Genomic DNA, 15,276 nt, shown 5'->3' with positions numbered 1-15,276 from the left:
AACATTTGTTCTCAAAGTTGCCTATTGAATAAGCGGGCGAATGATGTGCATAATTTCGCAGCACTGACAGGAGTGAGACATTGGATACGGCGATCCAGATCGGCAATTTGCGATTGCACAATAACGTGCTGCTCGCGCCCATGTCTGGCATTACCGACTGGCCCTTCCGCGTCATGGCGCAGGACTACGGCGCGGGACTGGTCGTCTCGGAGATGGTGCAGGCGCAGTACCTGGCCGATCAGAAACCGGACGTCCTGTTGCGCGCCGAGGGCAAGGGCATCTCGCCGTTCGCCGTGCAGCTCGCCGGACGCGACCCCTACTGGATGAGCGAGGCCACGCGGCTGGCGCAGGACATGGGCGCCGAGCTTATTGACATCAATTTCGGCTGCCCGGCGCGCAAGGTGACGAGCGGACTGTCGGGCTCGGCGCTGATGCGCGAGCCTGAGCTGGCGCTCAAGCTGATCGAGGCCGTGGTCGGCGCAGCGCGCGTGCCGGTCACGGTGAAGATGCGCATGGGCTGGGACCATGACAGCCTGAACGCGCCAGAGTTGGCCCGCGCGGCCTACGATGCAGGGGTCCGGATGATCACCGTGCACGGGCGCACCCGCTGCCAGTTCTACAAGGGCACGGCGGACTGGGGCTTCATCCGTCAGGTCAAAGAGACCGTGCCGATTCCGGTCATTGTGAACGGCGATATATGCAGCGCGGCAGATGCGCGCGAGGCGCTGGCGCTCTCTGGCGCGGATGGCGTGATGATCGGGAGGGGCGCAACGGGGCGCCCCTGGCTGCTGACGGAAGTTGCGGCCGAATTGACCAGGCGGCCCGCCCCGGCGGAAGCGCCCTGGGAGCGAGCCTCGCAGATCGCGGCGCACTATGAGCGCGCCATTTCCCATTACGGCAAGGAGCTGGGGGTGCGCTGCGTGCGCAAGCATGTTGCCGCCTATATCGACAACGCCCCGGTACCCCAGACCCAGCGGGCGCAATGGCGCGCCAGCCTGATGCGCGAGAGCGATCCGGACCGGGTGCGCGATGCGCTGGCGGCGCTCTACGCCGAACCGATCACGGAGTTGGCCGCATGAAGGCGGATCAGTTGATGGAACATCCGGCAGCGGAGGCGGGCGAAACCGCGCGGGCTGAGCCGAAGCGCTTTTCGGACTACGAGGCGCTGCTCAACGCCATGCCGCACCCCGTGCTTGTCCTCGGCCCGGAGAACGAGGTCCTTGCCGCGAATTTCCCGGCCGAAGTGTTCTTCGACGCAAGTGAAAACGTCCTGCGCAGGCGCACCGCGGACGATCTCGTCGCGTTTTCCTGCCCATTGCTCGCGCTGATCCGCCAGGTGCGCCAGACACGCGCGACCGTCAACGAGTACGGCGTGGAACTGACCATGCCGGACGGCGCGAAGGACCGCGTCGTGGACGTATTCGCCGCCCCCCTGCTTGAGCACGGCGAACTGGTGATGGTCATGCTCCAGCAGCGCACCATGGCGCAGATGATCGAGCGGCAGCTGACGCACCGGGGGGCGGCGCGCTCGGTTTCCGGCCTGGCGGCGGTGCTGGCACACGAAATCAAGAACCCGCTGTCGGGCATACGCGGCGCGGCGCAATTGCTGGAGTCGGGTGCGCAGCCGGAGGATCAGGCCCTTGCGCAGCTCATCTGCGACGAGACCGAGCGCATCTGCGGGCTGGTCGAGCGCATGGAAGTGTTCGGCGACGAGCGCCCCCACAAGAGCGAGCCGATCAACATCCATACCGTTCTCGATCACGTCATGCGCATCGCCGAGAGCGGCTTTGCCCGGAACATCAGGTTCGTGCAGGCCTATGACCCCTCGCTGCCGCCGGTGCCGGGCAACCGCGACAAGCTGATCCAGGCGATCCTCAATCTGGTTAAGAATGCCGCCGAGGCGATCGGCCCCGAACGCACCGATGGGCAGATCACGCTGGCCACCGCCTTCCGGCCCGGCATCCGCCTGACCCTGCCGAACTCCAGCACGCGGGTCAGCCTGCCGCTGGAGATCAGCGTTTGCGACAACGGCCCCGGCGTGCCCGAGGAAATCCGCAGCTACCTGTTCGACCCCTTCGTAACGACCAAGCCAAAGGGCACCGGACTCGGCCTGGCGATGGTGGCGAAGGTCGTCAACGACCACGGCGGCGTCATCGAATGCGATACCGACCAGCGCCAGACCGCATTCCGGCTGCTTATGCCGATGCACCGCGAGTCGCGGCGCGACCGGCAGACAGATGAGTGAAAGAAACCATGAGCCACGGCAACATCCTGATCGCTGACGATGATGCGGGCATCCGCACGGTGGTCAATCAGGCACTCGCGCGCGCGGGCTATAGCCCCCGGGCTACGGGCAATGCATCGACGCTCTGGAACTGGGTGAGCCAGGGGGAGGGCGATGTTGTCATCACCGACGTCATCATGCCCGACGAAAATGCCTTCGACCTGATCCCGCGGATCAAGAAGCTGCGTCCCGAACTGCCGATCATCGTCATGAGCGCGCAGAACACGTTCATGACAGCGATCACCGCGGCCGAGCGCGGCGCCTACGAATACCTGCCCAAGCCTTTCGACTTGAAGGAATTGGTCGCGGTCGTCGCGCGCGCGCTCAAGGAGCCGAAGAAGCCCGCGGCAATGTCGGCACAGCCGCCGGACGAGCAACTCCCGCTCGTGGGTCGCTCTCCTGCGATGCAGGATGTCTACCGCGTCATGGCGCGGCTCACGCAGACTGATCTCACCGTGCTGATCACCGGGGAATCCGGCACCGGCAAGGAGCTGGTCGCACGCGCGCTGCACGACTATGGCCGCCGGCGCAACGGGCCGTTCGTCGCGATCAACATGGCGGCAATCCCGCGCGAACTGATCGAATCGGAGCTCTTCGGCCACGAGAAGGGCGCTTTCACCGGCGCGCATGCCCGCTCCGTCGGCCGCTTCGGCCAGGCGGATGGGGGCACGCTGTTCCTCGACGAGATCGGCGACATGCCGATGGAGGCCCAGACGCGGCTGCTGCGCGTGCTGCAGGAGGGCGAGTACATGCCGGTGGGCGGACGCACGCCGATTCGCACCGATGTGCGGATCGTCGCGGCGACCAACAAATCGCTGGATGCGCAGATCGCGCAAGGCCAGTTCCGCGAGGACCTCTATTACCGGCTGAACGTTGTCCCGCTGCGCGTGCCGCCGCTGCGTGAGCGCGCGGAGGACGTGCCCGATCTCGTGCAGCATTTCCTCGCCGCCGGGGAAAAGCGCGGGCTCCCGCCCAAGACCATTCAGCCAGAGGCGATGGCGCTTCTCAAGCGGTACCACTGGCCGGGCAATGTCCGCGAACTGGAAAACCTTGTGCACCGGCTCGCTGCGCTCTACGCGCAAGACGAGATCACGGGTGATGTGGTGGCCGGCGAACTGCCCGGCTCGGGCGGCAGCGCAGGCCCGGGCGAGGCCACAGACGAGAGCAGCCTGTCCGCTTTCATGGACCGCTACCTGACCGACTATTTCGCCCAGTTCGGTGAGGACCTGCCGCCCTCTGGCCTTTACGAGCGGGTGATCACCGAGGTCGAACAACCGCTTATCAGCGCGGCGCTGGCGGCCACGGGCGGTAACCAGATCAAGGCGGCGGCGCTTCTGGGCCTCAATCGGAACACGTTGCGCAAGAAGATTCGCGAACATGACATCCGCCTCGTGCGCTCGCTCGCGTGATCACGCGAGCCGGGGCGAATCGCGACGGCTGATTCGCCAGAAAGGTGCATTGCGCCGGCCCCGCGCTTAACGTTAAGAAAACCCCGCCACGGGGGACCAAAGCGGCAAATCCGCCACAATTTTTGCCGATTTGGCTGGCAAGCATGTTCTCAAATTGCAACATTGTTGCGCCCAGTCATCGACTCGTCGCGTTTTCAGTTTCTCCGTGATGGACAGGCCGCGCGGTGACTTCGTGCGTCGCGGCGGCATTGGAAGGTTGAAACATGATCTGCGCGTGCCATCGGCGCGAGCCGGACGTTGTGGTCCGTTGCGCTAGGCTGAAAACATATTCGCGAAGGCTGCAGGGCGCGCGCGTCGCAGGGCGCAGGGAGGGCTGCGCATGACCGTGGCGCGCCCGGAGAACACCACGGCCGCGCTGCCCGCAGGTGAGCCGCAGCAACACTCCGGGCTTGCCGGACGGCGCGTCGGCCTCGCCATCGTCTGCCTCGCGCTGCTTTCCGGTTTCTCGACCTACCTTATCCTTACCGGCCTGACGCCGATCGTTCCGACGCACGGCGTCGTGGTGAGCATGTTGCTGGTGAACGGCCTGCTGATTGCGGCGATGCTCGGTATGGTTGGCTGGCAGCTTCTCGGGCTGTGGCGCGCGCGCAAGCAGCAGGCGGCCGCGGCCCGGCTGCACACGCGAATTGTCGGGCTGTTCAGCGTGATCGCGCTCATGCCCGCGATCCTGTTGGTCATCTTCGCCACGCTCTCGCTGGACCGGGGCCTCGACAACTGGTTCTCAACGCGCATCCAGTCGATCATCGCCAACTCGATCGACGTGGCGAGCGCCTACGTCAACGAGCAGGGGCAGGTAATCCGCTCCGATGCGCTTGGCATGGCGCGCGAGCTTGAATCTTCGGTCCAATTGCTCTCCGAGGACCCGGAAGCGTTCGAGAAGTTCTTGACAGCCCAGGCGGCGTTACGCGCGATCCCCCTTGCGTATGTCATAGACGGCGAACGCGAGCCGGTTGCCGAAGCGAGCAGCCGCAGCGAGATTGGCTACAAGAAGCCGCCCGCCCAGGCCCTTGATGCAGCCGAAGAAGGTCGGATCGTCGAACTTGCGCTGCAATCCTCCGGTGCGGTCGGCGCGCTGACCAAGATCGCCGGGACGGACGACCGCTATTTGTATGTCATCCGGCCGGTGAACCCGAAGGTGCTGGGCCACCTGCGCACGACGCGCGCCAACGCGGCGGAATACAGCCAGCTCGAACAGCGCCGCGCCGGGATTCAGGTCGCCTTCGCCGCAATGTTCATCTCGATTTCTCTCACCTTCCTGTTAGCGGCGATCTGGGCGGGGCTGTGGTTCGCCGACCGTCTTGTGGCGCCGATTCGCCAGCTCATCGACGCGGCCTATGCGGTGTCGCAGGGCAACCTCGACGTCGCTGTGCCCCCGGCCAGCAAGAAGGAAGATGACGTCGGCAAACTGAGCACGGCTTTCAACCGGATGACCGCCGATCTGCGCGCCCAGCGCAATGAACTTGTCAATGCCAACCTCCAGCTTGACGAGCGCCGGCGCTTCACGGAGGCGGTGCTTTCCGGGGTGACCGCAGGCGTGATCGGGCTTGACCGGAAGGGTAAGGTGACGCTGGTCAACCGGTCCGCGCTCGAACTGCTGCACACGAGCGAGGATAGCCTTGTCGGCAAGCCGCTGGAAAAGACGCTGCCGGAGTTCGCCGAGCTGATGGGCGAGGCGAAGAAGCAGGGCAAGAAGCCGGTCCAGACGCATATCAAGCTTCTACGCGAGGACGGTGAACGCAACTTCGCAGTCCGCGTGACGCGCGAAGCGTCGCAGGACAAGGACTACGGCTTCGTGGTCACCTTCGACGACATCACCGAGCTTGTGGTGGCGCAGCGCACCTCTGCCTGGGCCGACGTTGCCCGCCGCATCGCCCACGAGATCAAGAACCCGCTTACCCCGATCCAGCTTTCCGCCGAGCGCATCCGCCGCCGCTATGGCGACCAGATCGAGGGCGACCGCGAGGTTTTCGACCGCTGCACCGAGACCATTGTCCGGCATGTCGGCGATATCCGGCGGATGGTCGATGAGTTCTCCGCCTTCGCGCGGATGCCCAAACCGGTCATCGAATCGCATGACGTCAACGACATCGTGCGAGAGGCGCTCGTGTTGTTCCAGATGAGCAATTCCGAGATCACATACAAGCTGGAAGTCGCCGACACCCCGGTTATCACGAACTGCGACCGCCGTTTGCTGGCCCAGGCGATGACCAATCTTATCAAGAACGCGAGCGAAGCCGTGGAGTCCGCGGCCCAGGCGCAGCGCGAGGCGGGTCACGATTTCGCCGGCCAGGTCACCGCACGAGTCACGGCGCAGGATCAATCCGTGCTTATCGAGGTGCTCGACAACGGCTGTGGTCTGCCGAAAGAAGACCGGCACCGCCTGATCGAGCCTTACGTCACCACTCGGCAGAAGGGCACAGGGTTAGGCTTGGCGATCGTTCAGAAAATTGTCGAGCAGCATCAGGGCACGCTGGAACTCAGCGATGCGGAACCGTCCGCGGACGTCGAGGCGGGCGACACGCGGGGGGCACGCGTCAGCATCACGATGCCGCTGAGTGAGGGGGGCAACAACGCCGCCGACACGAGTTCGGGGTCTTCACAACAACGCGGAGCGCGCAAGAACGCGCGCGAGAAGCAGGGAGTCTCTCATGGGATCTGACATACTCATCGTCGATGACGAAGCCGACATCCGCGAACTGGTCTCCGGCATTCTCGAGGACGAGGGACACACGACCCGGCTTGCCGCAAACAGCCAGGAAGCCCTGAGCGCGATCGAGGAGCGCAAGCCCTCGCTGCTGATCCTGGACATCTGGCTCCAGGGCAGCCAGCTCGACGGGCTGGAAATCCTCTCGCGCGTGAAGGCACAGCACCCGGACCTTCCGGTGGTCATCATCTCGGGCCATGGCAACATCGAAACGGCGGTCACCGCGATCAAGCGCGGCGCCTATGACTACATCGAAAAGCCGTTCAAGGCCGACAGACTCGTGCTTGTCACGGCGCGGGCGCTGGAAAACTCCAAGCTCAAGCGCGAGAACCGCGAACTGAAAGAGAAAAGCGTCGTCAGTTTCGAGCTGATCGGCAAATCGAGCGCCATCAACCAGCTCCGCCAGTCGATCGACCGCGTGGCGGCCACCAACAGCCGGATCATGATCACGGGCCCGTCCGGTTCCGGCAAGGAGCTGGCCGCGCGCGTGCTGCATTCGCATTCGCACAGGGCAGGCGCGCCATTCGTGGCGGTCAATGCCGCCGCGATGGCCCCGGACCGCGTCGAGGTCGAATTCTTCGGCACGGAAGCCAATGGCGCGGCGCCGCGAAAGGTGGGCGCGCTGGAAGAGGCGCATGGCGGCACGCTTTACATCGACGAAGTGGCCGACATGCCGATGGAGACCCAGGGCAAGCTGTTGCGCGTCCTGGTCGAGCAGAAATTCCAGCGCGTCGGCGGGGGGCCGAAGGTGCATGTTGATGTGCGCATCGTTTCCTCGACCTGCCGCGACCTCCACGGTGAGATGAGCGCCGGACGCTTTCGGGAGGACCTCTATCATCGGCTGAATGTTGTGCCGCTCACCGTGCCGGGCCTGGTTGAGCGGCGCGATGACATTCCGCTTCTGGTCAATCATTTCGTCGAGCAGGTCAGCAACGCCACCGGGCTCCCGCCGCGCCGGGTTGGCGACGACGCGATGGCCGTGCTGCAGTCGCAGGATTGGCCGGGCAACGTCCGCCAGCTCCGCAATGTCGTCGAGCGGCTCATGATCCTGACCGGCGGAGACCCGGATAAACCGATCACCGCGGAAATGCTGCCTGAAGACGTTGTCTCCGGCGCGCCGCTTTCGCCGAACGGCTCGGGTGGCGAGCATCTGATGTCGCTGCCGCTGCGCGATGCCCGGGAAATCTTCGAGCGCGAGTACCTGATGGCGCAAATCAACCGCTTCGGCGGCAACATTTCCCGCACGGCCGAGTTCGTCGGCATGGAGCGCTCGGCCCTGCACCGCAAGCTTCGCGCACTCGGCGTTTCGGCTGGCGAACGCACCGCACCTGCGCGTCACTAACCCGCCTCACACCATCGCGGCTTGATCGGCCTGCTAAAGGGCTGACAAGCCGCCGCGTTTCCGGTAAACCGACGCATCGTCACCCGGTTGCAGATGCCACGCCCTGCACCGGGCCGGCCGGGAACACATCATGCGCATTCTGATTTGCGGCGCAGGTCAGGTTGGCTTCGGGATTGCCGAGCGCCTGTCCGCCGAGAACAACGACGTTTCCATCGTTGATCAGGACCCGAACCTCGTCAGGCGCATGGGCGACCTGCTCGATGTGCGCGGCTTCGTGGGCAGCGCCTCCCACCCCGACGTGCTCGATCAGGCGGGGGCAGGGGACGCGGACATGCTCATCGCGGTGACGCATTCCGATGAGGTGAACATGGTCGCCTGCCAGGTGGCACATTCGCTGTTCGACGTGCCCACCAAAGTGGCACGCGTCCGCGCCCAGAGCTACCTGGCCCCGCACTGGAGTGACCTGTTCCTGCGCGAGAACCTGCCGATCGACGTCGTAATCTCGCCGGAAATCGAGGTCGGCGAGATGATCCTGCGCCGCTTGCGGATGCCAGGGGCGTTCGAGGTGCTTGGCTTCTGCGATAACGAGATCCTGGTGCTCGGCATAAGTTGTGAAAGCGACTGCCCGGTGATCGACACGCCTCTCAAGCATCTGGGCGAGCTGTTCCCGGACCTTCCCGCGATCGTCGTCGGCGTCTACCGCGACGGCAAGCTCTTCGTGCCGCGCGGCGACGACCAGCTTCTCGCCGGTGACGAGGCCTATGTTGCCACGCTGGCGCCGCAGACCGAGCGGGTGATGAAGATCTTCGGCCACGAGGAGCGCCGGGCCCAGCGCGTCATCATCGCGGGCGGCGGCAATATCGGCCTGTTCGTCGCACGCCGTCTGGAGCAGACGCAGCGCGATGTCCGGCTCAAGGTGCTCGAGCACAACCGCGAGCGCGCCGTTGCCATCGCCGAGCAGCTCGACCGCGCGATCGTCCTCAACGGCAGCGCACTGGATGAGGAGCTACTGCGCGAGGCCGGCGTGGAGAGCGCGGACATGATCGTCGCGGTCACGAATGATGACCAGGTGAACATCCTGGCGAGCGTGCTCGCCGGGCGGCTCGGGTCCGCGCGGAACATGTGCCTGATCAACAACACCGGCTACATGACCATCGTCCGCTCGCTAGGGATCGATGCCTTCATCAACCCGCGTGGCGTGACGGTCTCGCGCATCCTCCAGCATGTCCGGCGCGGGCGCATTCGCGCGGTCCAGACCGTGCTCAACGGGGCGGGGGAGGTCATCGACGCGGAGGCCCTGCCGACCTCGCCCCTCGTCGGGCGCGCGCTCAACGAACTCGACCTTCCCGACGGTATCCGGATCGGGGGCATCCGCCGCGGCCGCACGGTGATGGTGCCCAGGGCCGACACGACGATCGAAGCCAATGACCGGGTTGTCATTTTCGCCACCAAGGACCGTGTGCACGAAGTGGAGCAGCTGTTTCGTGTCAGCCTGGATTATTTCTAGCGGCGCGCACGACGTCGCAGCGCAGGGATATCCGGCGGGCCGGCCATGAATGCCGCCCTCGTCGTCTTTATTCTCGGTTGGCTCCTGCTCGGCCTTGTCGCGCTCATGCTCCCAGCGGTTGCGATGGCGGCCGCACTCGCGGAGGCGGGGGCTCTGGATGCGTTCCTGCTCACAGGCGGCATCACGGGCTTTGCCGGCGGCGCGCTCGTCACCGCCTTCGGCGGCCAGGCCATCGTGGCTGATCGCAAGCACGCGCTGACGATCCTCCTGTGCGCCTGGGCCGGCATTCCGATCTTTGCCGCGCTCCCTTTCCTGATCCTCACGCCGATGGACTGGCATGAGGCACTGTTCGAGTCCGTCTCCGCCTTCACGACCACCGGCGCGAGCGCGTTTCCGCGCCTCGTCGATGTCCCACAGAGCCTGATCCTGTGGCGCGCGCTCCTACAGTGGGCCGGCGGGCTGCTCACGCTCGTAAGCGCCATCGCGATCCTCTTGCCGCTCTATGGCGGGGAAGGCTTCGAGTTGAGCCGGGCAGAGCGGGTGAGCGAAGCTGGCGGCAGCCGCAAGCAGACCAATTACGCCCTGCGTGTGATCCTCCCGCTTTATGCCGGGCTGACGGTGGCCTGTCTGATCCTGCTGCTGTTCGCCAATATCCCAGCCTTCGATGCGCTTTGCCTGGCGCTCTCGACGGTTTCAACCGGTGGTTTCATGCCGCGCGACGGCACCATCGCGCTTTACGGCTCGGTGGGCGCCGAATTGGTGCTTGCGGTTTTCATGTTCCTTGGAGCGGTGAGCATTTTCTGGACGCACACCTTGCTCGGCGGCCGCTTTGCCTCGGCCGGGGCGAGCCGCGAGCCGATCTACGTCCTGCTGGCGATACTGTTCGGAGGCGTGGTGGTCACGACATTGCTCTGGCTGCGCTTTCCGGCGATCGACGCGGCCTGGTTCCAATACGTCTCGCTCGGCCTGGCGGCGGCGGCGTCGCTCGTGACCACCACCGGCTTTCCGATAAGCGAGGAAGCCTTTGCGCTGATCCCGTTCGTACTGATCGTGCTGGTCTGCGCAATCGGGGCAGGGCGGCTGTCCACGGCGGGCGGCATCAAGGTATCGCGGCTGGTGATGATGCTTTCGCAGTCCTACAACGAACTGAATCTCCTGCTTTTTCCTCACAGCATTCACCCGACAGTGCGCACCGCCGGGGCACTGCGGCAGGTCACCATCGGGACGATCTGGGCGCTGTTCTTCCTGACCATGCTGGTGCTCGCGCTTCTGATCCTCATGCTGTCAGCGACCGGAATCGGCTTTGAAGCAGCGATGCTGGCCGCTGTCACGGCGCTGAGCAATGCCGGGCCTTTCTACGAAATCGGACGGCTTGCGCATCTGTCCGCCGATGCGCCGACCATCTGGGAGATGAGCCCCGTGGCGCATCTGCTGATGTCGGCCGCGATGATCCTTGGGCGGATGGAGCTGCTGGCCGTGCTGTCTTTGGCGCGACTTTTGCTTCAGAGGGAATAGGTCCATCGGCTCGGGACGCGCAAATTCGGACAAATGGCGTGGCGCGCTGCTCCAAACGTGCAAAACAAACGTAATCTATTTGTCGAAATCTCGTGGCATACCTACCTAACCAAGAGGCCCGCGAGAGCAAGCGGCGCGAAGAAGGCAACAAATGGAGGAAGAACGCGCTTTTCCTATTCCGGCTTCCTGATTTCCATCGACGGGTTCGGATACGTTAAACAAGCGGTCTCAAGGCCGCGCCAACAAAAAAGCGGAAAAACACGTTATGGCTTCAGATCGCGGTCAAACCCTGCAGGACACGTTTCTCAATCATGTAAGAAAGAACAAGGTGCCCCTGACGGTGTTTTTGATCAACGGAGTCAAACTGCAAGGCATCGTGACCTGGTTTGATAATTTTTGCGTGCTGTTGCGGCGTGACGGGCACTCCCAACTGGTTTACAAACACGCCATATCGACCATCATGCCGACTCAGCCCGTGAACTTGTCGGAGACCGAAGAGAAAGAGTGAGGAAGGCTACGAACACGACATCCAAAACGAATGACAGCGCGGCCCGCCGGCGTCGCAAACAGCCCGAGCCGATGTCGACCGCCAAGGCGCGGACCGATGCGGTCGTGCTGGCGCCGGCGCTCAAGGGCCCTCGCGGGGCAGGCCGCACAAGCGATCCGCAGGCTCGGCTGGATGAAGCGGTCGGCCTGGCACGCGCGATCGGCCTCCGCGTGGCGCAGAACCTGATCGTGCCGGTTTCCCGGCCTCGGCCCGACACGCTTTTGAGTGGCGGCAAGGTGGAAGAGGTACGCGAACTGGTTGCACAGTCGGGCGCGCAGGTGGTGATCGTTGATCATCCGCTCTCGCCAGTGCAGCAGCGCAACCTGGAGCGCGCCTGGAACGCCAAGGTGCTGGACCGCACAGGTCTGATCCTGGAGATTTTCGGCGAGCGCGCGCAGACCAAGGAAGGTCGCCTACAGGTCGAACTCGCACATCTCAGCTACCAGAAGTCGCGGCTCGTGCGCTCCTGGACCCACCTCGAGCGCCAGCGCGGCGGCCGCGGCTTCATGGGCGGTCCTGGCGAGCGGCAAATCGAGGCGGACCGGCGGCAAATTCAGGGCCGTATCGACGTGATCCGCCGCAAGCTCGCGGACGTCCGGCGCACGCGGGGGCTGCATCGCGAAGGGCGCAGGCGCAGTTCCAATCCGGTGGTCGCGCTCGTTGGCTATACGAACGCGGGCAAGTCCACGCTGTTCAACCGCCTCACCGGGGAGGGGGTCGCCGCCAAGGACCAGCTTTTCGCTACGCTCGACCCGACCATGCGCGCAGTGCGCCTTCCTGACGGGCAGACCGCGATACTTTCCGACACCGTGGGGTTCATCGCCGATCTGCCGACGACGCTGGTCGCCGCCTTTCGCGCCACGCTGGAGGAGGTCATTGAAGCGGATGTGATCCTGCATGTGCGCGACATCTCGGCAGAGCAGACCCAGTCGCAGAAGCAGGACGTGGAGGCCGTGCTTCAAGAGCTGGGCATTGATCCGTCGCCCGGCGCGGGCCGGGTCATCGAGGTCTGGAACAAGGCCGATCTGCTTTCGCCCGAGGATCATGCGGCGTTGGCCAACCAGGCGCTGCGCCGCGAAGCCGCTCCCGTGCTGACTTCCGCAACGACCGGGGAGGGCATTTCCGATCTGCTCGCGCGACTGGCCGCGCACTTCGGGGACGAAACGCCGGAGGGCGATTACCGCGCCGCCGCTGAGTAGCATAAAGCGCGCTCAACCTTCGACTTTCTCTGCGCGCTTGGCAGCGTGCCAGAGGTCCTCAAGTTCATCCATCGAGGCGTCTGACATCGCTCGGCCGGCTTCGCGCAACCGCGCCTCCATGTATTTGAAACGGCGGGTGAACTTGCGCTGCGCGGCGCGCATGATGGCTTCCGGGTCCTGATCGACGAAGCCGGCGAGCCGCGTCACGGTGAAAAGGACGTCGCCGAGTTCGTCCGCGACGCGCTCGGCCGGCTCGCCGGCGACGATCTCGGCTTCCAGCTCGTCCAGCTCCTCGCGGATCTTGGCGAAAACCTGCTGCGGCGATGACCAGTCGAAGCCGGCGCGCGCGGCCTTTCGATGCAGCTTCCAGGCGCGCGTAAGGCCGGGCAGGGCGAGCGGGATCTCATCGAGAACGCTTTCCGGCGCGGCCCGCCCTTTCTCGGCGCGTTCGCGTCTTTTCATTTCTTCCCAGAGGCCGCCGACCTCGGCAGCACTTTCGGCGCGGTATTCACCAAAAACGTGCGGATGCCGACGGATCATCTTGTCCGCGACGGTGCCGGCAACATCGTCGAAATCGAAAGCGCCACGCTCCTCGGCCAGCTGCGCGTGATAGACGACCTGAAACAGCAGATCGCCCAGTTCCTCGCGCAACTCGGCCATGTCCTCGCGGGCGATGGCTTCTGCCACCTCGTAGGCTTCCTCGATCGTGTAGGGGGCAATGGTCGCAAAGCTCTGCTCCCGGTCCCAGGGGCAACCGGCCTCGGGGTCGCGGAGAGCCGCCATCACGGCGCGCAGCCGCTGGATCGGCGTCTCGGCCGCAGCCACCAGATCGGACGGATCGCCGGGCTTATCGCTGTCGTCCTTACCGCGCGCCATGACGTCCTCCGATCGCGCCGACCCGGCTGGTTAATCGCCGGTTACCCGGTGTTCCGCGATTCGCATAAGACACATTATGGAAAATTTCACCATGCGGGCCTCAGGCGCCGCCGGTTTGTGCCTCGTTCATCAGCATGCGTTCCAGTAGACGCACGCCGAAGCCAGCGCCCCAGCTCCGGTTGATATCGGTCGACGGCGCGGAGAATGCCGTGCCGGCGATGTCGATATGCGCCCAGCACACGTCGTCCTGCACGAAACGCTGAAGGAACTGCGCCGCAGTGATCGATCCAGCCCAGCGCCCGCCAATATTCTTCATGTCGGCGACCTTGGAGTCGATCAGCTTGTCGTATTTCTTGGACAATGGCATGCGCCAGACTTTCTCGTCGGTCTGGGCACCCGCATCAAGCAGCGCGTTGCAAAGTGCGTCGTCATTCGCGTAGAGACCGGCATATTCGTGGCCAAGCGCGACGATGATCGCTCCGGTCAGCGTCGCCAGCGTGACGATCCGCTTCGGCTTCCAGGTTTCCTGCGCATACCACATGGCATCGGCCAGCACCATGCGCCCTTCCGCATCGGTGTTAAGGACTTCTATGGTCTGACCGGACATCGACTTGACGATATCGCTTGGGCGCTGCGCGGAGCCGCTTACCATGTTCTCGGTCAGCCCGAGCACGCCGACGACGTCCACCGGCGCCTTTTCTTTGGCCAGCGCTAGAAGCAGACCGGCCACGCAGGCGGCGCCGCCCATGTCGCCCTTCATGTCCTCCATGCCTTGAGCCGGCTTGATCGAGACCCCGCCGGTATCGAAGCACACGCCTTTGCCGACGAATATTGTCGGCGGGCCTTCCGGCGCACCTTTGCCCCGCCAGCGCAGTGTGACCAGCCGACTCGGGCGTACGCTGCCCTGCCCCACAGCCAGAAGCGCGCCCATACCGAGTTCGCGCATCCGATCCTCGTCAAGAACGTCCACCTCGACGCCATAATCGGCCAGCGCACGGGCCCGCTCGGCGAACTGCTCGGGTCCAAGCTCGTTCGGCGGCTCGTTGACCAGATCGCGCGCGAGATAGACGCCTTCGGAGATCGCGCGCATCGGGGCGAACGCGGCTTCGGCGGCGTCCGGGGCGTCACAATGGATCACAACGCGCGCCAGCGATGGCTCGCCTTTTTCTTCGCCGTTGCTGTCTGCGCCGGTTTTTTTCTTGCTCTTGTATTTCGTGAATTCATAACCGCGCAGAACAAGGCCGAGCGCAACATTCGCGACGTGCTCGGCACCCAGGGTGCTGCCGTCGCTTGCCTCCAGCCACAGGTCGGCCTGCTCGACATCCGGGTCGATCTTGCCGCGGATGAAGCCCCCGAGGTCAATCCACTCCTGAGAAGGATCGTCGCTGATCCCCTCAGTTCCGACGACCACGAGCCGCTCGATCGCATCAAGGCCGGCAGGCGCCAGCAGGTTCACGGCCGTCTTGTTTTTGCCCTTGAATTTGGAGATGCCCGCCGCGCGCGTGAGCACGCCGGCCGAGGCGTTGTCCAGTTTCGCAGCGGTCGGTGACAGCCGTGCGTTATCGCCGGCCGTGACGATGACCGTCCCGCTGGGCTCTGCATCGAGTGAAGCGAACGCGATCTCCGGGTTCGACAAAATTCCTGCTCCGATTTTCCTGATGGCGGGCATGGCGCGCAAGCCGACATACGAAGCGCGCCGCCGCGTGGACTGCAGGGGTGTTAGCTGACTAGCGAGTAAATCGCGATTTGCCCGGCGATGCAACCGCGCGCCGAGGCCGCACGCGCCGAAAAACCGCCACGTTGGCGTGGTCGTCAAGGTCCTGTAAACACGCC

11 protein-coding genes are annotated in these 15,276 nt (G+C 64.7%); 9 read left to right on the top strand and 2 right to left on the bottom strand.

The genetic code is table 11. The annotated features are described in order from the left end of the window. The first annotated feature begins 80 nt into the window (after positions 1-80). The 9 genes from dusB to hflX all read left to right on the top strand — a co-directional run bounded on the left by dusB (position 81) and on the right by hflX (position 12,567). The gene (gene dusB / locus BXY53_RS07880) at positions 81-1,079 is read left to right on the top strand and encodes a tRNA dihydrouridine synthase DusB (RefSeq protein ID WP_245410389.1); all 999 of its coding nucleotides are present in this window, start codon (positions 81-83) and stop codon (positions 1,077-1,079) included. Then, positions 1,076-2,245: a two-component system sensor histidine kinase NtrB gene (locus BXY53_RS07875; RefSeq protein WP_425359182.1), complete on the top strand. Its 1,170-nt coding sequence runs from the start codon at positions 1,076-1,078 to the stop codon at positions 2,243-2,245. Before dusB ends, BXY53_RS07875 begins: the two co-directional genes overlap by 4 nt. Before the next feature lie 8 nt (positions 2,246-2,253). Then, positions 2,254-3,693 (top strand): nitrogen regulation protein NR(I), encoded by a 1,440-nt coding sequence (ntrC, locus tag BXY53_RS07870; RefSeq protein WP_119061283.1) that lies wholly within the window; start codon positions 2,254-2,256, stop codon positions 3,691-3,693. Positions 3,694-4,072: 379 nt separating this feature from the next. Further along, on the top strand, positions 4,073-6,412 hold the full coding sequence (locus tag BXY53_RS07865) for a sensor histidine kinase NtrY-like (protein WP_119061282.1): 2,340 nt from the start codon (positions 4,073-4,075) through the stop codon (positions 6,410-6,412). Beyond that, entirely contained in the window at positions 6,402-7,799 is a 1,398-nt protein-coding gene (gene ntrX, locus BXY53_RS07860) for a nitrogen assimilation response regulator NtrX (RefSeq protein WP_119061281.1), read from the top strand. The genes BXY53_RS07865 and ntrX overlap by 11 nt, the downstream gene beginning before the upstream one ends. A gap of 130 nt (positions 7,800-7,929) precedes the next feature. Further along, on the top strand, positions 7,930-9,306 hold the full coding sequence (gene trkA, locus BXY53_RS07855; protein WP_119061280.1) for a Trk system potassium transporter TrkA: 1,377 nt from the start codon (positions 7,930-7,932) through the stop codon (positions 9,304-9,306). Positions 9,307-9,351: 45 nt separating this feature from the next. Continuing rightward, positions 9,352-10,821 (top strand): TrkH family potassium uptake protein, encoded by a 1,470-nt coding sequence (locus BXY53_RS07850; protein WP_119061279.1) that lies wholly within the window; start codon positions 9,352-9,354, stop codon positions 10,819-10,821. Positions 10,822-11,086: 265 nt separating this feature from the next. Beyond that, positions 11,087-11,329 (top strand): RNA chaperone Hfq, encoded by a 243-nt coding sequence (gene hfq, locus BXY53_RS07845; protein WP_119061278.1) that lies wholly within the window; start codon positions 11,087-11,089, stop codon positions 11,327-11,329. Positions 11,330-11,400: 71 nt separating this feature from the next. After that, positions 11,401-12,567, top strand: a complete 1,167-nt coding sequence (gene hflX, locus BXY53_RS07840) for a GTPase HflX (protein ID WP_119061277.1) — start codon at positions 11,401-11,403, stop codon at positions 12,565-12,567. Between the two features lie 12 nt (positions 12,568-12,579). On the opposite strand, the gene mazG is transcribed toward hflX, so the two are convergent. Further along, positions 12,580-13,443 carry a nucleoside triphosphate pyrophosphohydrolase gene (gene mazG / locus BXY53_RS07835; protein ID WP_119061276.1) on the bottom strand — a complete coding sequence of 288 codons (864 nt, stop codon included), beginning with the start codon at positions 13,441-13,443 and terminating at the stop codon, positions 12,580-12,582. A gap of 100 nt (positions 13,444-13,543) precedes the next feature. Beyond that, positions 13,544-15,112, bottom strand: coding sequence for a leucyl aminopeptidase (locus BXY53_RS07830; protein ID WP_119061275.1), 1,569 nt, complete (start codon positions 15,110-15,112; stop codon positions 13,544-13,546). Positions 15,113-15,276 lie beyond the last annotated feature (164 nt).

This window comes from Dichotomicrobium thermohalophilum, from assembly GCF_003550175.1.
GTDB classification, from domain to species: Bacteria; Pseudomonadota; Alphaproteobacteria; order Rhizobiales; family Rhodomicrobiaceae; genus Dichotomicrobium; species Dichotomicrobium thermohalophilum.
This window is presented reverse-complemented; position numbering and strand designations above follow the sequence as displayed.

Excerpts from the sequence above, each read along its gene's own strand:
- BXY53_RS07875 (WP_425359182.1), top strand. The coding sequence starts at position 1,076 with ATGAAGGCGGATCAGTTGATGGAACATCCGGCAGCGGAGGCGGGCGAA.
- ntrC (WP_119061283.1), top strand. The coding sequence starts at position 2,254 with ATGAGCCACGGCAACATCCTGATCGCTGACGATGATGCGGGCATCCGC.
- BXY53_RS07865 (WP_119061282.1), top strand. The coding sequence starts at position 4,073 with ATGACCGTGGCGCGCCCGGAGAACACCACGGCCGCGCTGCCCGCAGGT.
- ntrX (WP_119061281.1), top strand. The coding sequence starts at position 6,402 with ATGGGATCTGACATACTCATCGTCGATGACGAAGCCGACATCCGCGAA.
- trkA (WP_119061280.1), top strand. The coding sequence starts at position 7,930 with ATGCGCATTCTGATTTGCGGCGCAGGTCAGGTTGGCTTCGGGATTGCC.
- BXY53_RS07850 (WP_119061279.1), top strand. The coding sequence starts at position 9,352 with ATGAATGCCGCCCTCGTCGTCTTTATTCTCGGTTGGCTCCTGCTCGGC.
- hfq (WP_119061278.1), top strand. The coding sequence starts at position 11,087 with ATGGCTTCAGATCGCGGTCAAACCCTGCAGGACACGTTTCTCAATCAT.
- hflX (WP_119061277.1), top strand. The coding sequence starts at position 11,401 with ATGTCGACCGCCAAGGCGCGGACCGATGCGGTCGTGCTGGCGCCGGCG.
- mazG (WP_119061276.1), bottom strand. The coding sequence starts at position 13,443 with ATGGCGCGCGGTAAGGACGACAGCGATAAGCCCGGCGATCCGTCCGAT.
- BXY53_RS07830 (WP_119061275.1), bottom strand. The coding sequence starts at position 15,112 with ATGCCCGCCATCAGGAAAATCGGAGCAGGAATTTTGTCGAACCCGGAG.